Origin of the sequence: Streptomyces sp. NPDC020379 (assembly GCF_044387105.1) — a bacterium.
Classification (GTDB): domain Bacteria; phylum Actinomycetota; class Actinomycetes; order Streptomycetales; family Streptomycetaceae; genus Streptomyces.
The window spans coordinates 32,226-54,534 of sequence record NZ_JBIRVR010000001.1 but is presented as its reverse complement, the minus strand read 5'-3'; the positions used below and the strand labels follow the sequence as shown (position 1 = coordinate 54,534).

Sequence of the window (22,309 nt, the reverse complement as noted above, 5' to 3'; positions counted from 1 at the left end):
TCAGTACAGCGGTGACCGTAAAGACCCTGGGTGAACGGAAGGTGAACTGGGTCAGACCGAGTGGTGACGCGAACCGGAGGCGGATGGCGATGCGCATATCGAACACAGCACAGGGTGACGACGGCGGCACGAGCGACGACATCGCGCGGACCTGGGCCGAGGTCGTGGCCACCGCCCGCCGCACCGTGGCGGACGGACTGGTGGTCGGCACCTCCGGCAACGTCTCCGCGAGGGTCGGCGATGTCGTTCTTGTCACGCCCACCGGCGTCCCGTACGACCGGCTCCGCCCCGAGGACGCGGTCGGCGTCGACCTCGACGGCCGCCAGGTCCTCGGCGAGCTGACCCCCACCAGCGAGCTCCCCATGCACCTGGCCGTCTACCGCTCCACCGGCGCGGCGGCCGTCGTGCACACCCACGCCGTCCACGCGACGGCGGCCGCGGGCCTGGTCGACGAGCTGCCGCTGGTCCACTACATGGCGGGGGCGCTGGGCGGTCCGGTGAGGGTCGCCGACTACGCGCTCTACGGCACGGACGAACTCGCCCGCAACATGCTCCGGGCCCTGGAGGGCCGCACGGGCTGCCTCCTGCGGAACCACGGCACGGTCGTCCACGGCGCGACCCTCGACGAGGCGTACGACCGGACCGCTCAGCTGGAGTGGATGTGCCGGGTGTGGCTGACGTCGGCGGCGGTGCCGGGGGGTGGGCCGGCGCTGCTGACTCTCCCGCAACTCGACGAGGCGATGGGGAAGCTCCGGGGGTACGGGCAGGGGAAGGGGTAAGTCCTCGGGCGGGTGGGCCGGCGCCCGCGACGGGGCTTTCTCCCCTACCCGCCTACCCGCCTACCCGCCCCTTCCCGGCCGCACATCCGATGCGGCCGGGAAGGGGCGGGGCTGGGGAAAAAGCGCCGCAGGCACAAAAAGGGGCCGCCGGGCGGAGCCCCCCACTGGCCAGAGCCTCACCGCGCGCTCACACTGAAGACGTGCACCCTGCGAGAGCGGCGGCCCTGGCCGCCACGACCGTACTAGGTGCCGGAGCGGCCGCCATAGCGGCCGGACGGTACGCCTCCGACGCTGCGCTCAAACCCCGCCCGGGCAGCCCCCCGCCGGACGCGCCGGAGCTCGTCGTCCACGCCGTCGGCAACGACACCGTCACCCTGACCCGCAGCGTCGAGGCGCAGCGCCCGGGGGTGTACGGCCTCGGCGCACCCGGTGTGCACGCCGTCGTCGGAGGGCCCGTCGCGGGCGAGCCGCACCCCGCCGACTGCGTCGTACGCCGCCTGGAGCGCGTGACGCACGGCGTGCTGGAGCCCGGGGCGCGCGTGCGGCTCACGCCGCAGGTGTACGTGGGCAACCCCCGCGACGCCCTCGGTCTCGACCACGCCGACGTCGAGGTGCCGGGGGAACTCGGCCCGCTGCCCGCCTGGTTCGTGCCGGGCGACCGCGCCACCTGGGTGATCGCGGTGCACGGCCTCGGCGCGACCCGCGAGCACCCCATGGTCGTCATGCCGTTCCTCGGCCGGATGCGGCTGCCCGTCCTCGCCCTCGGCTACCGCGGTGACCCCGGCGCCCCCCGCCCAACGGAAGGCATCAGCCATTTCGGCGCCGCGGAATGGCGTGATCTCGACGCCGCGATCCGCTACGCCGTGCGCTACGGGGCCCGCAGGATCGTCCTGCACGGCTGGTCCACGGGCGCCACCATGGCGCTCCTCGCCGCCCTCGACTCGGCGCTGTCGCAGCGCGTCGCGGGCGTGGTCATGGACTCCCCGGTCCTCGACTGGCAGGCCCTCGTCCGCGCCTGCGCCGCCTGCCGCCGCACACCGGCCGCACTGCTTCCGCTTGCGGTCCGGGCCGCGGAGGGGCGGACGGGGCTGGGCGCCGGCACCCTCTTCGCCGCCACCGACCCCGCCCGGCTGACCGTTCCCGTATTGCTCCTGCACGGCCCCGACGACACCCTCGCGCCCTGGGCGCACTCCCGTGAACTCGTCGCGCGGCGACCGGAACTGATACACCTGCGCGCCGTCCGGCACGCCCCGCACGCCGGGATGTGGAACGCCAATCCAGCGGCTTACGAAGAGGCTCTCCGCCGCTTCCTCACGCCCCTGATGTGAGCGGTTCCACCGGTCGTTACCGGCCCTTTCCGAACGCCTTGCGGCGCTGGTCCGAAGGTGGACAGTTGATTCCGATTGGGTTTTCGGAGCGTCAACGGCAAGACTGCTCCTGTGACGTCCCGTACTCCGCGCGACTCCCGGCTCAGACTGGTCCCCCGACAGCCGATCGCCGCTGCCCGCCGGGCCGTGGCGAACCGAGGCTCCCGCCCGGCGCCCCGCCCGCCCGCGGGCACTCCGGCACCGGCGGAACTCGCCCAGCAGGCGAGAGGCAGCCTCACGGGCGCGGTCCGCGTCGCCCGCTGGGCGGCCGACGAGCGCGGCCGCGGCACGACCCTGCGCCCGGCCACGGCCGGGGGCCTCGCGGAGAGGGCGGCCGAGCGGGCCGCCGACGCGCTGCGGCTGACGGCCCACCAGGTGCGCACCGACTGGGACCGCGCCCGCCTCGCCGGGCTCATCGAGCTGCACGGCGACACCGCGCGTCCGGGCTGGCGCCTCCAGGCGTGGGACCGTGACGACGGCGCCGTGCTGCGCGGCTGGGTCGCCCTCTTCGACGCGTGGTCGCTCGCCCACCCGGTGCCCGCGGGCACGGACGCGACGATCGCCGCCGAGGTCGTGGAGGCCGCCCCGCAGCTGCTGTCCGTGATGCATCTCTCGGCGGGGCCCGTCTCCGTGGCGATGCTCCTGGACCTCCTCCAGCAGCGCGTCGCCGAGATCCGCGCCGAGCGCTGCGAGATCCCGTACGACGGCCCGGAACCGGCCGCCGGACCCGCCGCGCCCCCCGCCCCGGGCGGTGGCGACCCGCTCGCCGGGCTGCTCGACTGGGCGCTCGAAGGGCTCGCCGCCGTCGGCGCGCTCGTCATGCGGGAGGGCGCCAGCGACAGCCCGGAGGCCGTCCTGACCCCGCTCGGCAACTGGGCGGTCTGGGTCAAGCTCGAACAGATCTGTGTGGCCGCGCAGAGCCCGGCCGGGCACATCGAGCTGTCCGCCGAGGCGATGCTGCGCGGCTGCGCCGACCTCACACCGGGCCCGGCCCGCGCCGAGTACCGCGCCTGGCTCGCCGCCCGGTCCACGCGCAGCGCCCTCAGCGAGCTCCTCGACGCCGCGCGCGGTGACGACGCCCTCGTCCGCGGCCTGGCCTTCGAGGCCCTGCGCGCGGTGGGCGCCCCCGCCGAGCCCGCGGTGCGGGCTGCCGCCGAGGAACCGTGCCTGCGTCCGTACGCCCTGCTGTGGCTCGCCGAGCACGAGGGCCGGGACCCGGAGCAGGCGGCCGAGGTCCTCACCCGCGAGGAGGCGACCTGGCTGTGGGTCGACACGGCCGCGGCCGTCGCCGACCACGGCGAGAGCCGCCTGCTGGTCCGCCACCTGGACTCGGCGGTCCAGGGCACGGTCCCGGGCCTCCTGGAGGAGGTACGGGCGGTGGGCCACCCCCGCACGGTCCAGGTCCTGGTGGCCCTGGCAGCGGCCCACCCGGACCCGGCCTTGGCGAAGGCGATGCGCAGAGCGGCCTTCCAGGTCCATGTGGGAGGGGCGTGACGGTGTCCGCCAATCGCCGGACGGGCTGGATGTGCGGGCTACGGTCCGCGAAATCCAGCCCGTCCGGCGATCGAGGACGCGGCCGCAGGCCGCTCCCGCCGCAGGCGGCGACAGAGCCGCACCCGGAATTCGGCCAGGCTCGCGGCTAGCGGAACGTGTCGCAGCGCGCCATATCGCCCGTGCTGTACCCCGTCGTGAACCACTGCTGCCGCTGCGCCGCGGACCCATGCGTCCAGCTCTCCGGCGTGACCCGCCCCTGGAACTTCTCCTGGATCCGGTCGTCGCCGACGGCGGCCGCCGCGGAGAGCCCGTCGTCGATGTCCGTCTTCGTCAGCCGGGTGAGCAGCGGGCGCCCGGTGGACTTCTCGGGCGTCGTGGTGGCGTGCTTGGCCCACACCCCGGCGTAGCAGTCGGCCTGGAGCTCGACCTTGACGGAGTTGCTCCCCGCGCCTGTCTTGCGGTCCTGCGCGCGGCCGAGCGTGCCCAGCAGGTTCTGGATGTGGTGCCCGTACTCGTGTGCGACGACGTACGCCTGGGCGAAGGGCCCGCCGCTGGCCCCGAACTTGCTGTGCAGCTCGTTGAAGAAGCCCAGGTCGAGATAGACCTTGTGGTCGCCGGGGCAGTAGAACGGGCCGACCGCCGAGGTCGCGGCCCCGCAGGCGGTGTCGGTCCGGCCGGTGAAGAAGACGGTCGACGCCGGGGTGTAGGTGCGCGAGCGGCGGGCGAGCTCCTGGGTCCAGAAGGACTGGGCGCTGTTGACCACGGCGACGATCCGGCAGTCCTCCTTGGTGTTGGCGTCGCGCCCGGTGCGGCAGTGCTGGGAGACCTGCTCGCCGGTGCTCGAACTCGCCGACGCCGACGGCCCGGAGGAGAGCCCGAGCTCCTGCGGGCCGATGCCGAAGAAGAGCCCCAGCACCAGGGCGATCAGCCCCACGATCCCGCCGCCGATGGTCAGGCCGCCGCCCGGGATGCCACCGCCCCGGGAGTCCTGCACCTGGGACGTGTCCAGGTCCGCGTCGTCGTCGAACTGCATGCGGTTACCGCCTCTCCACCCCGAGTATCCGTGCGCCGTCCGTTGTGTGCCCTTCCGGGGTGGCGTCGTGGGCACCGGCGGCCGGTCGCGCCCATGCCTACCCCGACGGCCCGCCGGACCGCCACGGGCACACCGGGAAACCTGCTTGCGCGCCCCCGTTAGACTGGTCCGTATGGCATTCCTCCTCGTGCATTAGACGGCGCCGGTCCCCGCCCCGCCGCCCGGCCCCGCGCATGACCGCGCGGGCGAGCTCGCGTGTGGGTGTGTTCACCCCCGTCCCCACCGCCGTCCCTTCCGCCCAGGAGTAATCCCGTGATCACCGCTTCCGGCATCGAGCTGCGCGCCGGCGCCCGCGTCCTCATCGAGTCCGCTTCCTTCCGCATCGCCCGTGGCGACCGCATCGGCCTCGTCGGCCGCAACGGCGCGGGCAAGACGACCCTCACCAAGTGCCTCGCCGGCGAGGGCATGCCGGCCGGCGGCACCATCACCCGCTCGGGTGAGGTCGGCTATCTGCCGCAGGACCCGCGCACCGGCGACCTCGACGTCCTCGCCCGTGACCGGATCCTCTCCGCCCGCGGCCTCGACTCCGTCCTGCGCAAGATGCGGGAGAACGAGGAGCGCATGGCCAACGGCAAGGGGGCCACGCGCGAGAAGGCGATGAAGAAGTACGAGCGCCTGGAGACCGAGTTCCTCACCAAGGGCGGGTACGCCGCCGAGGCGGAGGCCGCGACCATCGCCGCCAGCCTCGGCCTGCCCGACCGGATCCTCGGCCAGCCGCTGCACACGCTCTCCGGCGGTCAGCGCCGCCGCGTGGAGCTGGCCCGGATCCTCTTCTCGGACGCCGACATCCTGCTCCTCGACGAGCCCACCAACCACCTCGACGCCGACTCGATCGCCTGGCTGCGGGACTACCTCAAGACCTACCGCGGCGGCTTCATCGTGATCTCCCACGACGTCGACCTGGTCGAGACGGTCGTCAACAAGGTCTTCTACCTCGACGCGAACCGCTCCCAGATCGACGTCTACAACATGGGCTGGAAGCTCTACCAGCAGCAGCGCGAGGCCGACGAGAAGCGCCGCAAGCGCGAGCGGCAGAACGCTGAGAAGAAGGCCGCGGCCCTCAACTCGCAGGCCGACAAGATGCGCGCCAAGGCCACCAAGACGGTCGCCGCGCAGAACATGGCCAAGCGCGCCGAGAGGCTGCTCTCGGGCCTGGAGGCGGTGCGCGCCTCCGACAAGGTCGCCAAGCTCCGCTTCCCGGAGCCCGCGCCCTGCGGCAAGACCCCGCTCACCGCCGAGGGCCTGTCGAAGTCCTACGGCTCGCTGGAGATCTTCACCGACGTCGATCTGGCCATCGACAAGGGCTCCCGCGTGGTCATCCTGGGCCTCAACGGCGCGGGCAAGACCACGCTGCTCCGGCTGCTCGCCGGTGCCGAGAAGGCCGACACCGGCCAGGTCACCCCCGGCCACGGCCTCAAGCTCGGCTACTACGCCCAGGAGCACGAGACGCTCGACCCGGACCGCACGGTCCTGGAGAACATGCGTTCCTCCGCCCCCGACCTCGATCTCGTCGAGGTCCGCAAGACGCTGGGCTCCTTCCTCTTCTCCGGCGACGACGTCGACAAGCCCGCCGGCGTGCTCTCCGGCGGTGAGAAGACCCGCCTGGCCCTGGCCACCCTGGTCGTCTCCTCCGCCAACGTCCTCCTGCTGGACGAGCCCACCAACAACCTCGACCCGGCCAGCCGCGAGGAGATCCTGGGCGCGCTGCGCACCTACAAGGGCGCCGTGGTCCTGGTGACCCACGACGAGGGCGCCGTCGAGGCACTGGAGCCGGAGCGGATCATCCTGCTCCCGGACGGCGTCGAGGACCTCTGGGGCCCGGACTACGCGGACCTCGTCGCCCTCGCCTGACCCGCGTCCGACCCGAGCCGGACCCGGTCGGCCCCGCCCCGGCGGGGCCCCGCCGGGCGCTTGATCGGCGTCCGCTCGGTGCTGTCCCGATCATTCGGCCGACAGGTGATCCATCATCTGAGTGAGTAGGGCTCGTACCGCGGTGCCGTCGAGCGCTCCGGCGCACGCCCAGTGCCGTGCGCCGGGGTGTTCGCACCACGGAACGCGGGTGCCCCGCCTGACCTGCCGCTTCGTTCAGCCACCCGTACGGCCGTACGACCAGGACTCTTCGGAATCACCTGTTCCAAGCCCTGTCGCGGCCCGAAAACGGGGAAACCTCATCTCATGGACCTTGTCGAATGGGTGGCCAGGAGGCCGCGTAGGGGTGATCATGAGAGTCAAGAGGCGCATCTCCCATGAGGAGGCACGGGTGGCCGAGACTCTGAAGAAGGGCAGCCGGGTAACCGGCGCCGCGCGCGAGAAGCTCGCGGCAGACCTGAAGAAGAAGTACGACTCCGGTGCGAGCATCAGGGCGCTGGCCGAAGAGACCGGCCGCTCCTACGGCTTCGTCCACCGGATGCTCAGCGAATCCGGCGTGATCCTTCGCGGTCGCGGCGGAGCGACGCGCGGCAAGAAGGCCGCCTCGGCCTGACGTCGCGCACCCCAAGGGCACCGTCGGTGTGGGCAGTGCCACCCGGTCGGTCGAGCAGTCGACCGGGTGGTTACTGTGCAGTCAACATAGCGCGAACCGCTGCGCGACTGCTGCCGATTCGGAGGCCCCGATGACCGCCCCCAAGACCCTGCTCGACCAGGACGGCATACAGCTCACCGTGGATGACGCGGTGGCCACCGTCACTCTCACCAACCCCGCCAAGCGCAACGCTCAGTCGCCCGCGCTGTGGCGGGGGCTGGCCGAGGCCGGACGGCTGCTGCCGGGGAGCGTGCGGGTCGTGCTGCTGCGCGCGGAAGGCAAGTCCTTCTCCGCGGGCCTCGACCGGCAGGCGTTCACCCCCGAGGGCTTCGACGGTGAGCCGTCCTTCCTCGATCTCGCGCGCGGCTCCGACGAGGCGCTCGACGCCGAGATCGCCACCTACCAGGAGGCGTTCACCTGGTGGCGGCGGAACGACATCGTCTCCATCGCCGCCGTGCAGGGCCACGCCATCGGCGCGGGCTTCCAGCTCGCCCTCGCCTGTGACCTGCGGGTCTGTGCGGACGACGTCCAGTTCGCCATGCGCGAGACCAGCCTGGGCCTGGTGCCGGACCTCACCGGCACCCACCCGTTGCTGTCGCTGGTGGGCTACGCCCGCGCCCTGGAGATCTGCGCCACGGGCCGCTTCGTCCACGCCGAGGAGGCCGAGCGCACGGGCCTCGCCAACCTCGTCGTCCCGGCCGCCGAGCTCGACGCCGCCGCCTCGGACCTGGCCGCGGCCCTGCTGGCCGCGCCCCGCGACGCCGTCGTCGAGACCAAGGCCCTGCTGCGCGACGCCGCCGGCCGTACATACGAGGCGCAGCGCGCCGCCGAGCGCCAGGCCCAGGCCCGGCGGCTGCGGGACCTCGCCGGGCTGGGGGAGTGAACCCGAGCGTGCGGGGGCCCGGCCCCCGCACGCTCAGCCCCGGACGCGTACCCCGTAGCGCGTCCGCAGATGGTGCAGCTCCCAGCAGGAGACGGCCGTGACCGACAGCGGTCCGCCGAGGAACGCGGCGATCTTCACCAGTAGCGGCCCGTTCGGCAGCCCGTCGCCCAGCGAGACCAGATTGAGCACCCAGACCAGCACCACGGTCAGCACGGCCGGGAGGGCCGCGTGCACATCGGCGGTGTTGAAGGCGTACCGCGCGGCCGCGCCGGACGAGAAGAAGAGGAACGCCGCCATCCACAGCAGGACCGGCAGCAGCACGAGCGGTACCACCGCCGCGCCCAGCATTCCGGCGGTGCCGCCCAGCATCGCCATGTAACGGCCGCTCTGGCTGACGGTGCAGAGGCAGGCCACGGAGGCGGCCACCGCGCCCATGTACCAGCAGACGGCTTTCAGCGGATGGCGCAGCCGGGAGCGCAGCAGCGGGCGGTGCTCGGCCGGGGCGTAGCGGATGAAGCCCACGATCACGAGCGGCCCCACCAGAATGAGGATCAGCGGGGCCAGGAAGAGCTTGCTGACGCCGTCCTTGAAGACGCCGCTCCAGCCGCCGTCTATGCCGTACGTCCAGATCAGCAGGAACGAGGCCACGGTGCCGGCGATGGCGCGTCCCTTCTGCACCCTGTCGATCGTCGGGTCCATGACACGACCGGGGCCGGAGGCGGTGAAGATCGAATCGGCCTTGACCCGTGCGGACCGGAGAAAGGCACCGAGGCAGCCGCTCCGGCGGTTCGGCACCCGGGGCATCGGCGGAGAGCTCGGCCCCCACTGCGGCTGACGTGGACGCGGCCGGCTTCTCGCCATCGGTAACCCCCCTTGATCAACAACCCGGGAAGTTTATCCGCGGAAAGGACCACCACGTCCGGCGTTCGAGGGCCGGGAGGACCGGGCGGGGAGCACCCCCGTGACCACCGCGGCCACCGTCACCGGGCCGGACGTACGCCCCGCCAGCACCCCGGCCACGGCCGCCCGCACCTCACGCACCGTCTCCAGCGCGCGGCGCCCCTCCGTCACGGCGAACTGCGCCTGCGCGTGGCACTTCCCCTCGCCGTCGTCGATCCGCACCGCCCGCCCGAAGAGCGGCACCAGGCCCGCCACGCCCGGCACGGAAAGCACGGCCCGGACGACCCCCGCGTCCCCCTCGGGTTCGGGAGGCTCTTCCTCCGGAACGGCCGTTCCGGCCGTCAGGCCCTCCAGCAGCTCCGTCGCCCGCAGGTCGACCGACTCGACCACCGCCCCGAGCGTCCCCGAGGCCGCGGTCCGTACCGCCCTGCGCAGCTCGTCCGCGACCACCGGCAGCGGCCGGTCGGGCGCGGCCGCGAAGTCCGCCACCACGCGCAGCGGTCCCACCGCGAGGGCGCTCGGCGGGGGCGGTACGGCGGGCCCGGCCGCCGACGCCGGGTCGGCGAGCGAGAGCCGGAGCGTGTCGAGGCGGGCGTCCGGCACGGCCGTGGCCGCCGCCCGGCGCAGCGCGCCCGCCGCGGCGGACTCCACGATCCAGGCGCCGTCCGCGACGCCGCCGAGCGGCAGCAGTCTGCCGGGCGCGAGCTGCCCGCGTACGGCCTGTGTCCATCGGTCCGCGTCCACCGTCACCTCTCAGCCGTCAGGTGAGCCAACGGATCCAGCCTGCCGTACGCCGCGGCGCCCGCCCGTACGACTCACTCGGGCGGCAGCTTCCCCGGATCTCCCGAGCGCGACGGGTGAACCCCACCTATGGTGGCAAAAGGACCCGTGGACCGTGATGTCCTCCCCCCGGGAGAGAGGCGATCGACGATGACCGACACCACACCGAAGGAGCCGCTGGGCGCACCGGCCGACCGGGGCCGTACGACCATCGCCGACGGAGTCGTGGAGAAGATCGCCGGGCTCGCGGCCCGTGACGTGGTCGGTGTCCACGCGATGGGCGGCGGCCTCGCGCGCACCTTCGGCGCCGTGCGGGACCGGGTGCCGGGCGGCGCGAAGTCCGTGGCCCGGGGGGTGAAGGCGGAGGTCGGTGAGGTGCAGACCGCGCTCGATCTGGAGATCGTCGTGGATTACGGGGTCGCCATCGCGGATGTCACCCGCGCTGTGCGGGAAAACGTCATCTCGGCGGTGGAGCGCATGACCGGCCTGGAGGTCGTCGAGGTCAACATCGCCGTGAGCGACGTCAAGCTGCCCGATGAGGAAGACGACGAGCCGGAGCCGAGGCTCCAGTAAGGAGCGCACGATGAGCATGGCCGTGGTGGGCATGATCGCCGGCATGGCGCTCGCATTCGCCGGGTACTTCGGTGGGTTCGGGGCGTTCCTTCTGGTGGCGGCCCTGGGCGCGATCGGTTTCGTGGTGGGCCGCTTCCTGGACGGCGATCTGGACCCCGGCGACCTCTTCCGTTCGCGGGAGCGGGACGACCGGCGGCGGTGAGGGGCCCGTGGACCGGGCGAGGGGTGCGGTGAGGACACGTGGTGGAAGCTGCTGAGCGCGGTGCGACCCATATCGCCGACCGCGTCGTCGCGAAGATCGCTTCGCAGGCGGCGCGCGAGGCGCTGCACGGCACGGGACCGGGGGCAAAGGACCCGGAGGGGGAGGACCGCAGGCCGCCGTACGCCACGGTGGCCGTGCGCGACGACTCCGCGCGCGTACGGGTCTCGGTGGAGCTCGGCTATCCCTCGGACATCCGCGCGCAGTGCGGTGCGGTACGCCGCCGGATCGCCGAGCGGCTGGGGGAGCTGGCGGGCATGGACGTGCCCGAGGTGGCCGTCACCGTCGAGCGGCTGCACTCGGCGCACACGCGGCGCGCGGGGCGGGAGAGGGTGCTGTGAGCGGGGACGGACTCGGCACCGAGGGCAGCGCGCCGGCGGTCGAAGCCGCGGAGGCACAAGGCGACGCCGCCCGCGCCGGACGGTTCTGGTCCACCCGGCGGCTGCCCGCCGCGCTGGTCGCCGCGGTGGTGCTGGCCGCCGCCGGGCTCTTCCTCTACGACGTGGCCGCCGTCCGCGCCCACCGCCCCGCGATGGGCTGGCGCCGGCGGCTCGCCCACGAGCTGGCCACCCGGCAGCTCGGGAACGCCTGGGTCGTCGCCTGCGCGGCCGTCGCCGTGCTCGCCGGGCTGTGGCTGATCGCGCTCGCCGCCACCCCGGGCCTGCGCGGCGTGCTGCCCATGCGCCGCGGCACCCCTGACGTGCGGGCCGGGCTCGACCGCCGGGCGGCGGCGCTGGCGCTCCGGGACCGCGCGATGGAGATCTCCGGCGTGCAGTCCGTACGCGTCGACGTCGGCCGCCGCCGGGTGCGGGCCCGCGCCGTCTCCCACTTCCGCGACCTGGACGACGTACGCGAGGACCTCGGCACCGTACTGGCCGACGGCGTACGTCAGTTGGGCCTCGCCCGGAGCCCCGGGCTCTCGGTGCACGTGCGACGACCGGTGAAGAGGTGAACCCGCGGTGTTGAGGACCGTCAACCGGGTGCTGGTGGGGCTGGCCGGGGTCGTGCTCGTCGCCCTCGGCGCCGCCGTGCTCGTCGGCTCCCTGGACCTGCAACGGCACTGGCACTTCTCCCTGCCGTCCGCCTGGCCCTTCGACGGGCCGCACGACGTGCTGCTCGGCGAGTCCGCGCGGCGGAAGTGGCGGGGGGAGGGCTGGTGGTGGCCCGCGGTGATCGCCGTGCTGGGCGTGGTGGTACTGCTGGCCCTGTGGTGGCTGCTGGCGCAGCTGCGGCGGCGCCGGCTGCGCGAGGTGCTGGTGGACAGCGGCGGGGGTGAGGCGGCGGTCGTACGCGGCCGGGCGCTGGAGGAGGCGCTCGCCGCGGAGGCGGAGTCCCTGCCCGGCGTCGACCGGGCCCTGGTCCTCCTCTCCGGCCGCCGCTCGGCACCGGAGGCGACGGTCTCCCTGACCCTCGCTCCTCACGCGTCACCGTCGGCGGCGCTGCTCGCGCTGGACGACGAGGTGCTGGCGCATGCGCGCGCTTCGACGGGCCTGGAACGGCTGCCGGCGCGGATCCGCTTGGGGGCGGTGCGGCACCGGGCTGAGCGGGTGGAGTAGGGGGACGAGCCGGGGCGCGTGCCCCGGCCCTCCGGCTGCGGCGGCCTGTTTCCCCGGTCCCGCCCCTTCGCGGCCGCGTCTGATGTGCGGCTCCGCCGCGTGGGGGCCGCGCCCCAGACCCAGCGACACGGCTTCGCCGCGTTGTCCTCGAACTCCCCCGGCTGGCACCCCCACGGGCTGGATTCGGCTGATGTGGGTGCGCAATTCAGCCCGTCCGGCGTTTGAGGACGCCCCCCAGACTTCGTCCGGGGGCCCCCAAGGGCGCTCCCGCCGCAGGCGGCAAACGCACCCGCACCCAGATGAAAGGGGCAGCGGCCTGCTAAGGAAGCACGCCGCCATCCACCGGAATCATCGCCCCCGTCACATACGACGCCGCAGGCGACAGCAGAAACGCCGCCGCCCTCCCGAACTCCTCCGGCGCCCCGTACCGCCGCAGCGGAATCGTCGCCTCACTGGCCGCCCGCACACCTTCCGCATCACCCGAGAGCGCGTCGAGTTCACGCACGCGGTCCGTCTCGACGCGCCCGGGGAGCAAGCCGATCACGCGGATGCCGCGCGGGCCCACCTCCTGGGAGAGGGACTTGGCGAAGCCGGCGAGGCCCGGGCGGAGGCCGTTGGAGATGGTCAGGCCGGGGATGGGGGTGCGGACCGAGCCGGAGAGGACGAAGCCGATCACGCCGCCGTCGGAGAGTTCGGCCGCGGCCGTGCGGGCCGTGCGGACGGCGCCGAGGAAGACGGATTCGAAGGCGGCCCGCCACTGCTCGTCGGTGTTGTCCGCCGCGGACCCGGGCGGCGGGCCGCCCACGCTGATGAGGATGCCGTCGAAGCGGCCGAACCGCTCGCGCGCGGTGGCGATGAGGCGGGCGGCGGCCCCGGGGTCCGCGTTGTCCGCGGCGACGCCGAGCGCGCGGGGCCCCAGTTCCTCCGCGGCGGCCGTCACGGACTTCTCGTCCCGCCCGGTGATCACCACCTTCGCACCGTCGGCGACGAGTTCCCGGGCCGTGGCGTTGCCCAGGCCGCGGCTCGCGCCGGTGAGTACGTACACCCGGTCCTGCAGTCCAAGATCCATGCGCTCAGTCTGCCCTGCGGGGCCCCGGAAGGGCGAGGGCGGGGCGAGAGGTGACTACTCGGCGGCGGTCGCCGTCCGGGCCGCCTCGGGGTCCGGGCCGTCCGCCGACTGCGCGGCCTTGGCGGCCTCCGCGTCCCGGTCCTTGCGCTCGCGGCGGACCAGGATCACCCAGCCGACGGGCACGAACGCGGAGAACAGCCACCACTGCACGGCGTAGGCCATGTGCGGCCCGATGCTGTCGTGGTCGGGCTCGGGCACGAGCTGGGGGCCCTTGTCGCCCGGGTCGGGGGCGGTGAGCTCGACGTAGCCGCCGAGCACCGGCCGGCCGAGGGCCTGCGCCTGGGTCTGGCTGTTGATGCGCATGACCTGGCGGGGCGGCAGGCCCCTGGTGTTCTTGATGCCGCTGGAGTCCGTCTCGTCGGCCTTGAGGCGGCCCGTGACGGAGACCTTGCCGGACGGCGGCGCGGGGACGGGGGGGAACTTCGTCAGGTCGTCACCCGCCGGGATCCACCCGCGGTTGACGATGAGCGTCTGTCCGGCGTCGGTCACCAGGGGGGTGAGGACGTAGTAGCCCTGCCGCTGCCCGTCCTTGTCGGTCCGCTGCCGGACCACGACCTCGCCCTTGGCGTCGTACGTCCCGTGGGCCGTGACCCGCCGCCATACGTCGTCGCCCGGCACGGGCCGGCCGGGCTTCGTCAGCTCGGTGACGGGGACCGGCTCGGCGGCCAGGCTGCGGGCCACCAGGTCGTTGTGCGCGACCCGGTTCTCATGGCGGTGGAACTGCCAGAAGCCCAGTTTGATCATCACCGGGATGAGGACGAGCCCCACGAGTGTGAGGATCACCCACTGCCGGGACAGCAGGAAGCGGTACACGCATTTGACGGTACCTGGCGGGGTTCGCCCCCCGGGCATCGGGTGCTTATTTGCTCTCGCGCGCCGGGACCACATGCAGCAGGAGCTGCATGAACGCCGCCTCGTCGATCACCGGGGTGCCGAAGGAACGCGCCTTGGCGGTCTTGGAGGTGGGCGAGCCGGGGTCATTGGTCACCAGCAGGCTGGTCAGCCGGGACACGCTGGTGGCGATGTGCAGCCCCGCCTCGATGGCCCGGTCCTCCAGCAGCTCGCGGTCGATGGAGGTGTCACCCGAGATCGCCACCCGCATGCCCTGAATGAGCTGTTCGCCCTCTTTGTACCTGCCGGGGTTGGGATACGGGCACGCCGGGCGCTTGCGGCTGGCCCGCCAGGTGCCGGAGCGGTACGAAGGCTGGTAGCCGATGCCGGCGGAGCGCGTGGGGGCGGGCGCGTCGGACCACTCGGTCAGCGGCTGGCAGGCCAGCAGCGGCAGCCGCAACCCGGTCTCGGCGGCGAGCTCCAGGCTCGGGCGGAAGGTCTCGGCGAGCACGCGCGCGTCGTCGAGGGCGTGGTGGGCGCGCTGCTGCACGACGCCGTAGTGCGCGGCGAGCGACTCCAGCTTGTGATTGGGCAGCGGCAGCCCCAGCTCCTTGGAGAGCGCGATGGTGCACAGCCGCTGCCGCACGGGAGCGGTGACCTTCGCCCGCGCGTACTCCCGGGCGAGCATCGACCAGTCGAACGCGGCGTTGTGCGCGACGAGCACCCGTCCGTCCAGCCGCTTCGCCAGCTCGTCGGCGATCTCCGGGAAGAGCGGCGCGTCCGCGAGGACTTCGGTCGTGAGCCCGTGGATCCACACCGGCCCGGGATCGCGCTGCGGGTTGACCAGCGTGTACCACTGGTCCTCCACCTGCCCCCGCCCGTCCAGCTGATAGACGGCGGCCGACACTATCCGGTCGTCACGGGCGAGCCCGGTGGTCTCCACGTCGACGACCGCATACCCCTCGGGATACGCGGCCGGCCACGGGGTCGGCGATTCGTCGGCGGCAGGGTCTACGAGCATGGTCACAGAGAATACGGGGCCGCACTGACAGCGTGGGTGGAGTGGGGCGGGAATGGGGCGGGTTGGGAGTCGCGAGGGTGATTTGGGTCACCCGGAAGAGAGTTGGCGAGTGCTGAGGGCCGCTCGCCCCACCCCCGCCCTTCCCGGCCGGCGGAACCCCCGGTAACAGTCAGGAGTAACCCGTGGGTAACAACCCCTAGCGCCCCGCCCGGCGGCGCGTTTATCGTGCGGCCATGCCGCACCTTCCCGATGTCGTGCTGTGGTCCATACCCGCCTTCCTCCTGCTCACCGCGCTGGAGTTGGTGAGCTATCGCCTGCACCCGGCCGAGGAGAGCGGAGCCGCGGGGTACGAGGCCAAGGACGCGGTCACCAGCGTCGGCATGGGGCTCGGCAGCCTCGTCTTCGACGCGCTGTGGAAGATCCCGATCGTCGCCGTCTACACCGCCCTCTACGAGCTCACCCCGCTGCGCGTGCCCGTGCTCTGGTGGACGCTGCCGCTGATGCTGCTCGTCCAGGACTTCTTCTACTACTGGTCCCACCGCGGGCACCACGTCGTGCGGATCCTCTGGGCGTGCCACGTGGTGCACCACTCCAGCCGGAAGTTCAACCTCACCACCGCGCTGCGCCAGCCGTGGACCACGCTCACCGTGTGGCCGTTCTACCTGCCGATGATCGCGCTAGGAGTGCACCCGGCGGCGCTGGCGTTCTGCTCGTCGGCCAACCTCGTCTATCAGTTCTGGGTGCACACCGAGCGCGTACGGAAGCTGCCGCGGCCCTTCGAGTACGTCCTCAACACGGCCTCCCACCACCGTGTGCACCACGCCTCGCAAGGCGGCTATCTCGACCGCAACTTCGGCGGCATCCTCATCGTCTGGGACCGGCTCTTCGGCTCCTTCGTGCCGGAGGCCGAACCCCCGGTCTACGGGCTGACCAAGAACATCGACACCTACAACCCGCTGCGCGTGGCCACCCACGAATACGCGGCCATCCTGCGCGACCTGCGGGCCGCGAGGAGCTGGCGGGAGCGGGCCGGGCGGGTGTTCGCGGGGCCCGGCTGGCAGCCGGAGCCGGCCGTGTCCGAGCGGCCGTCCGGGACGCCGGCCCGCGCCCACGAGCGGGCCGCGTGAGCGGCGGCCGCGGAGCCCGCGCGCTCCAGGCCGCCTTCTTCGCCGTCGCCGCCGCCCATCTCTGCGCGCTGCTCGCCGGTTCCGTCGTCGCGTCCCTCACCAAGCCCGCGCTCATGCCGCTCCTCGCCGCGGCCGTGCTCGCGCGCGGCGGGCCGCGGCTCCTCGCCGCGGCGCTGCTGTTCGGCTGCGGTGGTGACACCCTGCTGGGCGTCGGCGGTGACACCGTCTTCCTGCTCGGCATGGCGTCCTTCGCCGCCGGGCACGTCTGCTACCTCGCGCTCTGGGCCCGGCACGGGAACCCGCGCGGCGGGCGGACGTACGCGCTGGCCGGTGCGTACGGCGCGGCCTGGCTCGGCACGGTGGCGCTGCTGTGGCCCGATCTGGAGGCGCGGCTGCGGATCCCCGTCGCGCTCTACAGCCTGCTGCTGACCGCGATGGCGCTCGGCGCGACCCGCGCCCGCGCGGCGGCCGCGGCGGGCGGGCTGCTGTTCCTGCTGTCGGACACGCTCCTCGCCACCGGCCTGGCCGACTGGCCACAGGCGCCCGTGCCCCAGTTCTGGGTCATGCTGACCTACCTCGCCGCGCAGTTCCTGCTGGCGGAGGGGCTCCTGAGGGCGGTGCCCGCGTCCGCGTCGCGGGAGGCTCCCGCGTACCGTGAGATGCGTACGACCTCCTGAGCACCACGACTTGAGCCGGCAAGGACGAGCACCATGCGCGCGACGACCATCCACGCTCCCCACGACATCCGGGTCGAGGACGTCCCGGACCCCCGGATCCAGCGGCCCGGGGACGCGATCGTGCGGGTGATGCGGGCCTGCATCTGCGGCAGCGACCTGTGGGCCTACCGCGGTGAGGCGGCCCGGGAGCCCGGGCAGCGCATCGGCCACGAGTTCCTCGGCATGGTCATGGAGACCGGGTCCGAGGTGACCTCGCTCAAGGCCGGGGAGCTCGTCGTGGCGCCCTTCATGTGGTCGGACGGCGTGTGCGACTTCTGCGTCGAGGGGCTGACGACCTCCTGCGAGCACGGCGGCTTCTGGGGCGCGCCGGGCTCCGACGGCGGCCAGGGCGAGGCGGTCCGCGTGCCGTTCGCCGAGGCCACGCTGGTCCGGATCCCCGCCGGACTGGCCCCCGACACCCCGTACGGCGACAGCCGGCTGCTGGACGCGGTCCTCACGCTGTCGGATGTGATGGGCACCGGCCACCACGCGGCGCTGGGCGCGGGCGTGCGCCCCGGGGCCACGGTCGCCGTGGTCGGTGACGGCGCGGTCGGCCTCTGCGGGGTGCTGGCCGCCAAGCGGCTCGGCGCGGAGCGGATCATCGCGCTCGGCCGGCACGAGGCGCGGACGGCCATCGCGCGGAAGTTCGGCGCCACCGACGTGGTCGCGGAGCGCGGCGAGGCGGCGGTGGCCGCGGTACGGGAGCTGACGCGCGGCCAGGGCGCGCACGCCGTGATCGAGGCGGTCGGCACCGAGCAGTCGATGCGGACGGCGCTGGGCATCACCCGGCCCGGCGGGGCCGTCGGTTACGTCGGCGTCCCGCACGGCAGCGGCGGCGGCCTCGACCTCCGGCTGATGTTCGACAACAACATCGCCGTCCGCGGCGGCGTCGCGCCCGTCCGCAGCTACATCCCCGAGCTGCTCCCGGACGTCCTGGACGGCACGATCGACCCGTCCCCGGTCTTCGATCTGACGGTGGACCTCGACGGCGTGCCGGACGGCTACCGCGCGATGGAGGACCGTACGGCCCTGAAGGTCCTGATCAAGCCGTGACGCTGCCCGCTGTGGGGTGACCGGCCTTCCGGGGCCTGCCCCGGCCCCCGGCTGTTGCGCTGCTGCCTCCCCCGGACCGAGTCCGGGGGAGGCAGCCAAGGGAGTTCGCGGACAACGCGGCGGAGCCGTGTCGCGGGGTCCGGGCGCGGCCTCTCACGCGGCGGAGCCGCACATCGGACGCGGCCGGGGACGGACCGGCCCGGGGATCAGTCCTGGACCGCGGCGAGCGCGTCGACGATGCCGTAGCCGTAGAAGCCGTTCACCCGCGGCGTACCCGCGCAGCCCGCGTCAGCGGCCCCGCAGCCGGGGTTGTGCGCCTGTGCCTTGAGGATCCACTGGATCTCCTGCGGCGTCGACCGGGGGTGCGTGCTCTTCAGCAGCGCTGCCACGCCCGCCACGTGCGGACCGGCCATCGACGTGCCCTGGAGGAAGCCGTAGTCGCCGCCGGGCAGCGTGGAGAGGATGCGGCCGTCCTTTCCGGGCAGTTCGGGCAGCTGGTACTTGTCACCACCGGGGGCCGCCACGTCGATCTGGCCCAGGCCGTAGTTGGAGTAGTACGCCTTGGCCGACTTCGCGCCGGTCGCGGCGACCGTGACGACACCGGGGAGCTGCGCGGGGACGTCGAGGCAGACCGAGGGGTCGATCTTGCGGGTCAGCGGTGACGTGGCGTCGTTGGGGCTGGACGCGTCGGTGAGCTCCTTGGCCGCCAGGTCGAAGCCCGAGTTGCCCGCGGAGGCGACGTTGACCGTGCCCTTGCTCTCGGCGTACTTCGTGGCGCGGCCGATGGACTCGGCTATGGCCTTCTGGTCGGGATCGTCCGTGCAGTTGAACATCCACGGGTCGACGTAATAGCTGTTGTTCGTCACCGCGATGCCGTGCTCCGCGGCGAAGACGAACGCGCAGACCACGCTCTCCGCGTAGAAGGAACTGGTCTTCGGCTGCGAGACCTTGATGGCCGAGACCCGCACGCCCGGCGCGACGCCGGCCACGCCGATGCCGTTGCGGGCGGCGGCTATCGTGCCCGCCACGTGCGTGCCGTGGTAGTCCTTCGCCGGGTCGGAGGGGCGCCAGGCGCCGGGGCTGGTGTCGGCCTTGCCGGTGACGCAGCTCGCGGACTGGCTCCTGGAGAAGTTGGGGGCGAGGTCGGGGTGGGTGTCGTCCACGCCGGTGTCGATGACCCCGACGGTGACCTTCCGGCTGCCGCCGTCGACCTTCGCCGCCTCGTCCGCCTTGATGGCGGGCAGGTCCCACTGGAGGCCCTCCAGGGGCTCCTTGCCGGAGGCGAGCGAGCGGGAGGCGCTCAGGGCGTTGCTCTTCGGGGCCTGGACCTTCTCGGGCGGGCCGACATCGGTGGTGGCGGCCGGGACGATCGGCGCGGTGCGGGTGGCGCCCGCGGACCGCACGCCCGGTACGGCCCGAAGTGCCGCGGCGAAGCCGGGGTTCGCGGAGTGGGCGACGATCACGCCGATGCGCTCGTAGGAGGTCAGCACGCTGCCCCCGGCCGTGGTGACCGCCTTGCGCACCCGGGCGACGGTGGCCCGGTCGGCGGTGGTGTTGACGACGTACGACAGCACGGGCCCGTCCGTGGTGACGGGGGTCCTCGACGGTGGGGCGGCCGAGGCCGTGCCGGGGAGGAAGCCGAGCGAGGCGGTGAGGGCGAGCCCGGCGGGGAGGGCCAGCAGGCGGTGACGTCTGGAACGCGGGTGGGCCATGGGGTCTCCACATCATCCGAAAACCGCCGTGCGCCTGCCGCGCACGGACGGGTACATGACGAGTGAAGCTAGCGCCGACCCCGGCCCCGGGCAATGAACCGCCCGCACAACGCCCTGATGATGCCGCTCTCCGACGGCATATGACGCTCCGTCAGGGCGGGGGCGGCAGGCTCGGGTCGCGCAGCCCGTCATAGCTCAGCGGAGGCAGCGGCACCCGCGGCCCGTACCAGCGGCCCGCGCGCGGGACCGTGGCCGACCGCCCGGTCGGCACCGCCGCTATGGGGGCCGTCAACCTGACGATCCCGAACGGTCGTCGGCCCGGGGGCCGCGGGGGAGGAAGTGGCTCATCGCTCACACCAGGGTCAACGAGGGTGCGGGCGGCCGGTGTCGCACCGCGCGCCCGCCCGCCCCGAATTTGCCGACGCTCCCCCTGTCGCATACTTCGACCTGCCTCTACGATGCGTGATCCAGATCACAGGCCAACGGTTCGCGCCTTCGTGTCACCCCCATCAGGAGAGACCGTGGATACCGCACCCACCACCGCCCAGGAACCGGAAGAGCCCGGCAGTCCCGACCTCGCCGTCGCCTCCGCCGAGCCCGACCCCTATCTCGCGATGCAGGCGAGCCCGGAATTCGGTGAACTGCGCCGCGCCCAGCGCTCGTTCGCCTTCCCCCTCACCATCGCCTTCATCACCTGGTACCTGCTCTACGTGCTGCTCTCCAACTACGCGGGCGGCTTCATGGGCACCCAGGTCGTCGGCAACATCAACATCGCCTTCGTCTTCGGCCTCGCCCAGTTCCTCACCACCTTCCTGATCGCCTGGTGGTACTCCCGGCACGCCGCCGAGAAGCTCGACCCCCGCTCCGAGGCCCTGCGCACGCGACTGGAGGCCGGGGAATGACCCTCACTCTCGCCGCGGGCGCGGCAAGCGACCACCGCACGCTGATCATCACGCTCTTCTCGGTCTTCGTCGCCGCGACCCTCGGCATCACCGTCTGGGCCGGCCGGCAGACCAAGGACGCCACCGATTTCTACGCGGGCGGCCGCTCCTTCACCGGCTTCCAGAACGGCCTGGCCATCTCCGGTGACTACATGTCCGCCGCGTCCTTCCTCGGCATCGCCGGCGCCATCGCGCTCTTCGGCTACGACGGCTTCCTCTACTCCATCGGCTTCCTCGTCGCCTGGCTGGTCGCCCTGCTGCTGGTCGCCGAACCGCTGCGCAACTCCGGCCGCTTCACCATGGCCGACGTGCTCGCCCACCGCCTGGCGCAGCGGCCCGTGCGCACCGCCGCGGGCACCTCCACCATCGTCGTCTCGATCTTCTACCTGCTGGCCCAGATGGTCGGGGCGGGCGCCCTGGTCGCCCTGCTCCTCGGCGCCACCGGCGAGGGCTCGCGCCGCTGGATCATCGGCCTGGTCGGCCTCGTCATGGTGCTCTACGTGACCATCGGCGGCATGAAGGGCACCACCTGGGTGCAGATCGTCAAGGCGGTCATGCTCATCGCGGGCACGCTGCTCATCACCGTCCTGGTGCTGAACAAGTTCGGCTGGAACGTCTCCACCCTCCTCGGCGAGGCCGCCAAGGAGAGCGGCAAGGGCAAGGCGTTCCTGGAGCCGGGCCTGCAGTACGGCAAGGACGGCACCTCCAAGCTGAACTTCATCTCGCTCGGCCTCGCCCTCGTCCTCGGCACCGCCGGGCTCCCGCACATCCTGATCCGCTTCTACACCGTGCCCACCGCCAAGGCCGCCCGGAAGTCCGTGAACTGGGCCATCGGCATCATCGGCGCCTTCTATCTGATGACCATCGCGCTGGGCTTCGGCGCCGCGGCCCTGGTCGGCCCCAAGGCGATCATCGCGTCCAACGAGTCCGGCAACACCGCGGCCCCGCTGCTCGCCCAGGAGATCGGCGGCGGCGCGGGATCCACCGGCGGCGCGGTCCTCCTCGCCGTCATCTCGGCCGTCGCCTTCGCGACCATCCTCGCCGTGGTCGCGGGCCTGACCCTCGCCTCCTCGGCCTCCTTCGCCCACGACCTGTGGGCCAACGTCATCCGCAAGGGCCGCACCAGCGAGAAGGAGGAGATCCTCACCGCCAAGTGCGCGGCCGTCGTCATCGGCGCGATCTCCATCGTCCTCGGCATCTTCGCCCACCGCCTCAACGCGGCCGCGCTCGTCGCCCTGGCCTTCGCCGTCGCCGCGTCCGCCAACCTCCCCACAATCCTCTACAGCCTCTTCTGGAAGCGCTTCACCACGCAGGGCGCCCTGTGGTCGATCTATGGCGGCCTGGTCTCCTCGGTCACCCTGGTGATCATCTCGCCGGTGGTCTCGGGCAACCCCAAGGCGCTCTTCCCCGGGATGAGCTTCGACTACTTCCCGCTCGGCAACCCCGGCCTCGTCTCAATCCCGCTGGGCTTCCTGCTCGGCTGGCTGGGCTCGCTGCTGTCCAAGGAGCGGCCGGACCCGGGGAAGTACGCGGAGCTGGAGGTCCGCGCCCTCACCGGATACGGCGCGCACTGA

24 protein-coding genes are annotated in these 22,309 nt (G+C 73.0%); 16 read left to right on the top strand and 8 right to left on the bottom strand.

Annotated elements, in window-relative coordinates; translation table 11 throughout:
* The first annotated feature begins 83 nt into the window (after positions 1–83).
* The 3 genes from ACH427_RS00300 to ACH427_RS00290 all read left to right on the top strand — a co-directional run bounded on the left by ACH427_RS00300 (position 84) and on the right by ACH427_RS00290 (position 3,640).
* The gene (locus ACH427_RS00300) at positions 84–779 is read left to right on the top strand and encodes a class II aldolase/adducin family protein (RefSeq protein ID WP_398867098.1); all 696 of its coding nucleotides are present in this window, start codon (positions 84–86) and stop codon (positions 777–779) included.
* Between the two features lie 200 nt (positions 780–979).
* The gene (locus ACH427_RS00295) at positions 980–2,107 is read left to right on the top strand and encodes an alpha/beta hydrolase (RefSeq protein ID WP_398867097.1); all 1,128 of its coding nucleotides are present in this window, start codon (positions 980–982) and stop codon (positions 2,105–2,107) included.
* Positions 2,108–2,218: 111 nt separating this feature from the next.
* On the top strand, positions 2,219–3,640 hold the full coding sequence (locus tag ACH427_RS00290) for a hypothetical protein (protein WP_398867096.1): 1,422 nt from the start codon (positions 2,219–2,221) through the stop codon (positions 3,638–3,640).
* Between the two features lie 145 nt (positions 3,641–3,785).
* Here the strand turns inward: ACH427_RS00290 and ACH427_RS00285 are convergent, their stop codons facing one another.
* Positions 3,786–4,673 carry a neutral zinc metallopeptidase gene (locus ACH427_RS00285; RefSeq protein ID WP_398867095.1) on the bottom strand — a complete coding sequence of 296 codons (888 nt, stop codon included), beginning with the start codon at positions 4,671–4,673 and terminating at the stop codon, positions 3,786–3,788.
* 312 nt (positions 4,674–4,985) lie between these two features.
* Here ACH427_RS00285 and ACH427_RS00280 point away from each other — a divergent pair, with 312 nt between their 5' ends.
* The 3 genes from ACH427_RS00280 to ACH427_RS00270 all read left to right on the top strand — a co-directional run bounded on the left by ACH427_RS00280 (position 4,986) and on the right by ACH427_RS00270 (position 8,137).
* A complete protein-coding gene (locus ACH427_RS00280; RefSeq protein ID WP_398867094.1) occupies positions 4,986–6,584 on the top strand; it encodes an ABC-F family ATP-binding cassette domain-containing protein in 1,599 nt (532 codons plus the stop codon).
* Between the two features lie 409 nt (positions 6,585–6,993).
* Complete coding sequence (locus tag ACH427_RS00275; RefSeq protein ID WP_030366669.1) at positions 6,994–7,215, top strand: helix-turn-helix domain-containing protein; 222 nt, start codon at positions 6,994–6,996, stop codon at positions 7,213–7,215.
* A 130-nt stretch (positions 7,216–7,345) separates the two neighbouring features.
* Complete coding sequence (locus ACH427_RS00270; RefSeq protein WP_398867093.1) at positions 7,346–8,137, top strand: enoyl-CoA hydratase/isomerase family protein; 792 nt, start codon at positions 7,346–7,348, stop codon at positions 8,135–8,137.
* Positions 8,138–8,170: 33 nt separating this feature from the next.
* On the opposite strand, the gene ACH427_RS00265 is transcribed toward ACH427_RS00270, so the two are convergent.
* Complete coding sequence (locus ACH427_RS00265; RefSeq protein ID WP_398867092.1) at positions 8,171–8,836, bottom strand: hypothetical protein; 666 nt, start codon at positions 8,834–8,836, stop codon at positions 8,171–8,173.
* 195 nt (positions 8,837–9,031) lie between these two features.
* Positions 9,032–9,781: a hypothetical protein gene (locus ACH427_RS00260; RefSeq protein WP_398867091.1), complete on the bottom strand. Its 750-nt coding sequence runs from the start codon at positions 9,779–9,781 to the stop codon at positions 9,032–9,034.
* A 186-nt stretch (positions 9,782–9,967) separates the two neighbouring features.
* Here ACH427_RS00260 and ACH427_RS00255 point away from each other — a divergent pair, with 186 nt between their 5' ends.
* Genes ACH427_RS00255 through amaP form a run of 5 tightly spaced genes read left to right on the top strand, consistent with a single transcriptional unit; the run spans position 9,968 to position 12,205 of the window.
* The gene (locus ACH427_RS00255) at positions 9,968–10,390 is read left to right on the top strand and encodes an Asp23/Gls24 family envelope stress response protein (protein WP_398867090.1); all 423 of its coding nucleotides are present in this window, start codon (positions 9,968–9,970) and stop codon (positions 10,388–10,390) included.
* Between the two features lie 10 nt (positions 10,391–10,400).
* Positions 10,401–10,592, top strand: a complete 192-nt coding sequence (locus ACH427_RS00250) for a hypothetical protein (protein WP_366008410.1) — start codon at positions 10,401–10,403, stop codon at positions 10,590–10,592.
* A gap of 41 nt (positions 10,593–10,633) precedes the next feature.
* On the top strand, positions 10,634–10,990 hold the full coding sequence (locus ACH427_RS00245; protein WP_398867089.1) for an Asp23/Gls24 family envelope stress response protein: 357 nt from the start codon (positions 10,634–10,636) through the stop codon (positions 10,988–10,990).
* Entirely contained in the window at positions 10,987–11,601 is a 615-nt protein-coding gene (locus tag ACH427_RS00240; RefSeq protein WP_398867088.1) for a DUF6286 domain-containing protein, read from the top strand. The genes ACH427_RS00245 and ACH427_RS00240 overlap by 4 nt, the downstream gene beginning before the upstream one ends.
* A 7-nt stretch (positions 11,602–11,608) precedes the next feature.
* The gene (amaP, locus tag ACH427_RS00235; protein WP_398867087.1) at positions 11,609–12,205 is read left to right on the top strand and encodes an alkaline shock response membrane anchor protein AmaP; all 597 of its coding nucleotides are present in this window, start codon (positions 11,609–11,611) and stop codon (positions 12,203–12,205) included.
* A gap of 319 nt (positions 12,206–12,524) precedes the next feature.
* Here amaP and ACH427_RS00230 read toward each other — a convergent pair whose 3' ends face one another.
* From ACH427_RS00230 to ACH427_RS00220, 3 genes are read right to left on the bottom strand one after another with little or no spacing between them, the layout of a single operon-like run.
* Positions 12,525–13,274 carry an SDR family oxidoreductase gene (locus ACH427_RS00230; RefSeq protein WP_398867086.1) on the bottom strand — a complete coding sequence of 250 codons (750 nt, stop codon included), beginning with the start codon at positions 13,272–13,274 and terminating at the stop codon, positions 12,525–12,527.
* 54 nt (positions 13,275–13,328) lie between these two features.
* Positions 13,329–14,147, bottom strand: a complete 819-nt coding sequence (locus ACH427_RS00225) for an SURF1 family protein (protein WP_398867085.1) — start codon at positions 14,145–14,147, stop codon at positions 13,329–13,331.
* Between the two features lie 46 nt (positions 14,148–14,193).
* Complete coding sequence (locus ACH427_RS00220) at positions 14,194–15,186, bottom strand: DEDDh family exonuclease (RefSeq protein ID WP_398867084.1); 993 nt, start codon at positions 15,184–15,186, stop codon at positions 14,194–14,196.
* Between the two features lie 233 nt (positions 15,187–15,419).
* Here ACH427_RS00220 and ACH427_RS00215 point away from each other — a divergent pair, with 233 nt between their 5' ends.
* From ACH427_RS00215 to ACH427_RS00205, 3 genes are read left to right on the top strand one after another with little or no spacing between them, the layout of a single operon-like run.
* Positions 15,420–16,313: a sterol desaturase family protein gene (locus tag ACH427_RS00215; RefSeq protein WP_398867083.1), complete on the top strand. Its 894-nt coding sequence runs from the start codon at positions 15,420–15,422 to the stop codon at positions 16,311–16,313.
* On the top strand, positions 16,310–16,990 hold the full coding sequence (locus tag ACH427_RS00210) for a lysoplasmalogenase family protein (RefSeq protein WP_398867082.1): 681 nt from the start codon (positions 16,310–16,312) through the stop codon (positions 16,988–16,990). Before ACH427_RS00215 ends, ACH427_RS00210 begins: the two co-directional genes overlap by 4 nt.
* A gap of 33 nt (positions 16,991–17,023) precedes the next feature.
* On the top strand, positions 17,024–18,082 hold the full coding sequence (locus tag ACH427_RS00205; protein WP_398867081.1) for a zinc-dependent alcohol dehydrogenase family protein: 1,059 nt from the start codon (positions 17,024–17,026) through the stop codon (positions 18,080–18,082).
* 206 nt (positions 18,083–18,288) lie between these two features.
* Here ACH427_RS00205 and ACH427_RS00200 read toward each other — a convergent pair whose 3' ends face one another.
* Both ACH427_RS00200 and ACH427_RS00195 read right to left on the bottom strand, forming a co-directional pair.
* Positions 18,289–19,794 carry a S8 family peptidase gene (locus ACH427_RS00200; protein ID WP_398867080.1) on the bottom strand — a complete coding sequence of 502 codons (1,506 nt, stop codon included), beginning with the start codon at positions 19,792–19,794 and terminating at the stop codon, positions 18,289–18,291.
* A gap of 151 nt (positions 19,795–19,945) precedes the next feature.
* Complete coding sequence (locus ACH427_RS00195) at positions 19,946–20,086, bottom strand: hypothetical protein (RefSeq protein WP_398867079.1); 141 nt, start codon at positions 20,084–20,086, stop codon at positions 19,946–19,948.
* Positions 20,087–20,408: 322 nt separating this feature from the next.
* Between ACH427_RS00195 and ACH427_RS00190 the strand changes: the two genes are divergently transcribed.
* Together ACH427_RS00190 and ACH427_RS00185 are read left to right on the top strand one after the other, a co-directional pair.
* The gene (locus ACH427_RS00190; RefSeq protein WP_398867475.1) at positions 20,409–20,696 is read left to right on the top strand and encodes a DUF485 domain-containing protein; all 288 of its coding nucleotides are present in this window, start codon (positions 20,409–20,411) and stop codon (positions 20,694–20,696) included.
* Positions 20,693–22,309, top strand: a complete 1,617-nt coding sequence (locus ACH427_RS00185) for a cation acetate symporter (RefSeq protein ID WP_398867078.1) — start codon at positions 20,693–20,695, stop codon at positions 22,307–22,309. Before ACH427_RS00190 ends, ACH427_RS00185 begins: the two co-directional genes overlap by 4 nt.

Excerpts from the sequence above, each read along its gene's own strand:
- ACH427_RS00190 (WP_398867475.1), top strand. The coding sequence starts at position 20,409 with ATGCAGGCGAGCCCGGAATTCGGTGAACTGCGCCGCGCCCAGCGCTCG.
- ACH427_RS00255 (WP_398867090.1), top strand. The coding sequence starts at position 9,968 with ATGACCGACACCACACCGAAGGAGCCGCTGGGCGCACCGGCCGACCGG.
- ACH427_RS00220 (WP_398867084.1), bottom strand. The coding sequence starts at position 15,186 with ATGCTCGTAGACCCTGCCGCCGACGAATCGCCGACCCCGTGGCCGGCC.
- ACH427_RS00215 (WP_398867083.1), top strand. The coding sequence starts at position 15,420 with ATGCCGCACCTTCCCGATGTCGTGCTGTGGTCCATACCCGCCTTCCTC.
- ACH427_RS00270 (WP_398867093.1), top strand. The coding sequence starts at position 7,346 with ATGACCGCCCCCAAGACCCTGCTCGACCAGGACGGCATACAGCTCACC.
- ACH427_RS00200 (WP_398867080.1), bottom strand. The coding sequence starts at position 19,794 with ATGGCCCACCCGCGTTCCAGACGTCACCGCCTGCTGGCCCTCCCCGCC.
- ACH427_RS00300 (WP_398867098.1), top strand. The coding sequence starts at position 84 with ATGGCGATGCGCATATCGAACACAGCACAGGGTGACGACGGCGGCACG.
- ACH427_RS00250 (WP_366008410.1), top strand. The coding sequence starts at position 10,401 with ATGAGCATGGCCGTGGTGGGCATGATCGCCGGCATGGCGCTCGCATTC.
- ACH427_RS00185 (WP_398867078.1), top strand. The coding sequence starts at position 20,693 with ATGACCCTCACTCTCGCCGCGGGCGCGGCAAGCGACCACCGCACGCTG.
- ACH427_RS00265 (WP_398867092.1), bottom strand. The coding sequence starts at position 8,836 with ATGGACCCGACGATCGACAGGGTGCAGAAGGGACGCGCCATCGCCGGC.
- ACH427_RS00230 (WP_398867086.1), bottom strand. The coding sequence starts at position 13,274 with ATGGATCTTGGACTGCAGGACCGGGTGTACGTACTCACCGGCGCGAGC.
- ACH427_RS00205 (WP_398867081.1), top strand. The coding sequence starts at position 17,024 with ATGCGCGCGACGACCATCCACGCTCCCCACGACATCCGGGTCGAGGAC.
- ACH427_RS00285 (WP_398867095.1), bottom strand. The coding sequence starts at position 4,673 with ATGCAGTTCGACGACGACGCGGACCTGGACACGTCCCAGGTGCAGGAC.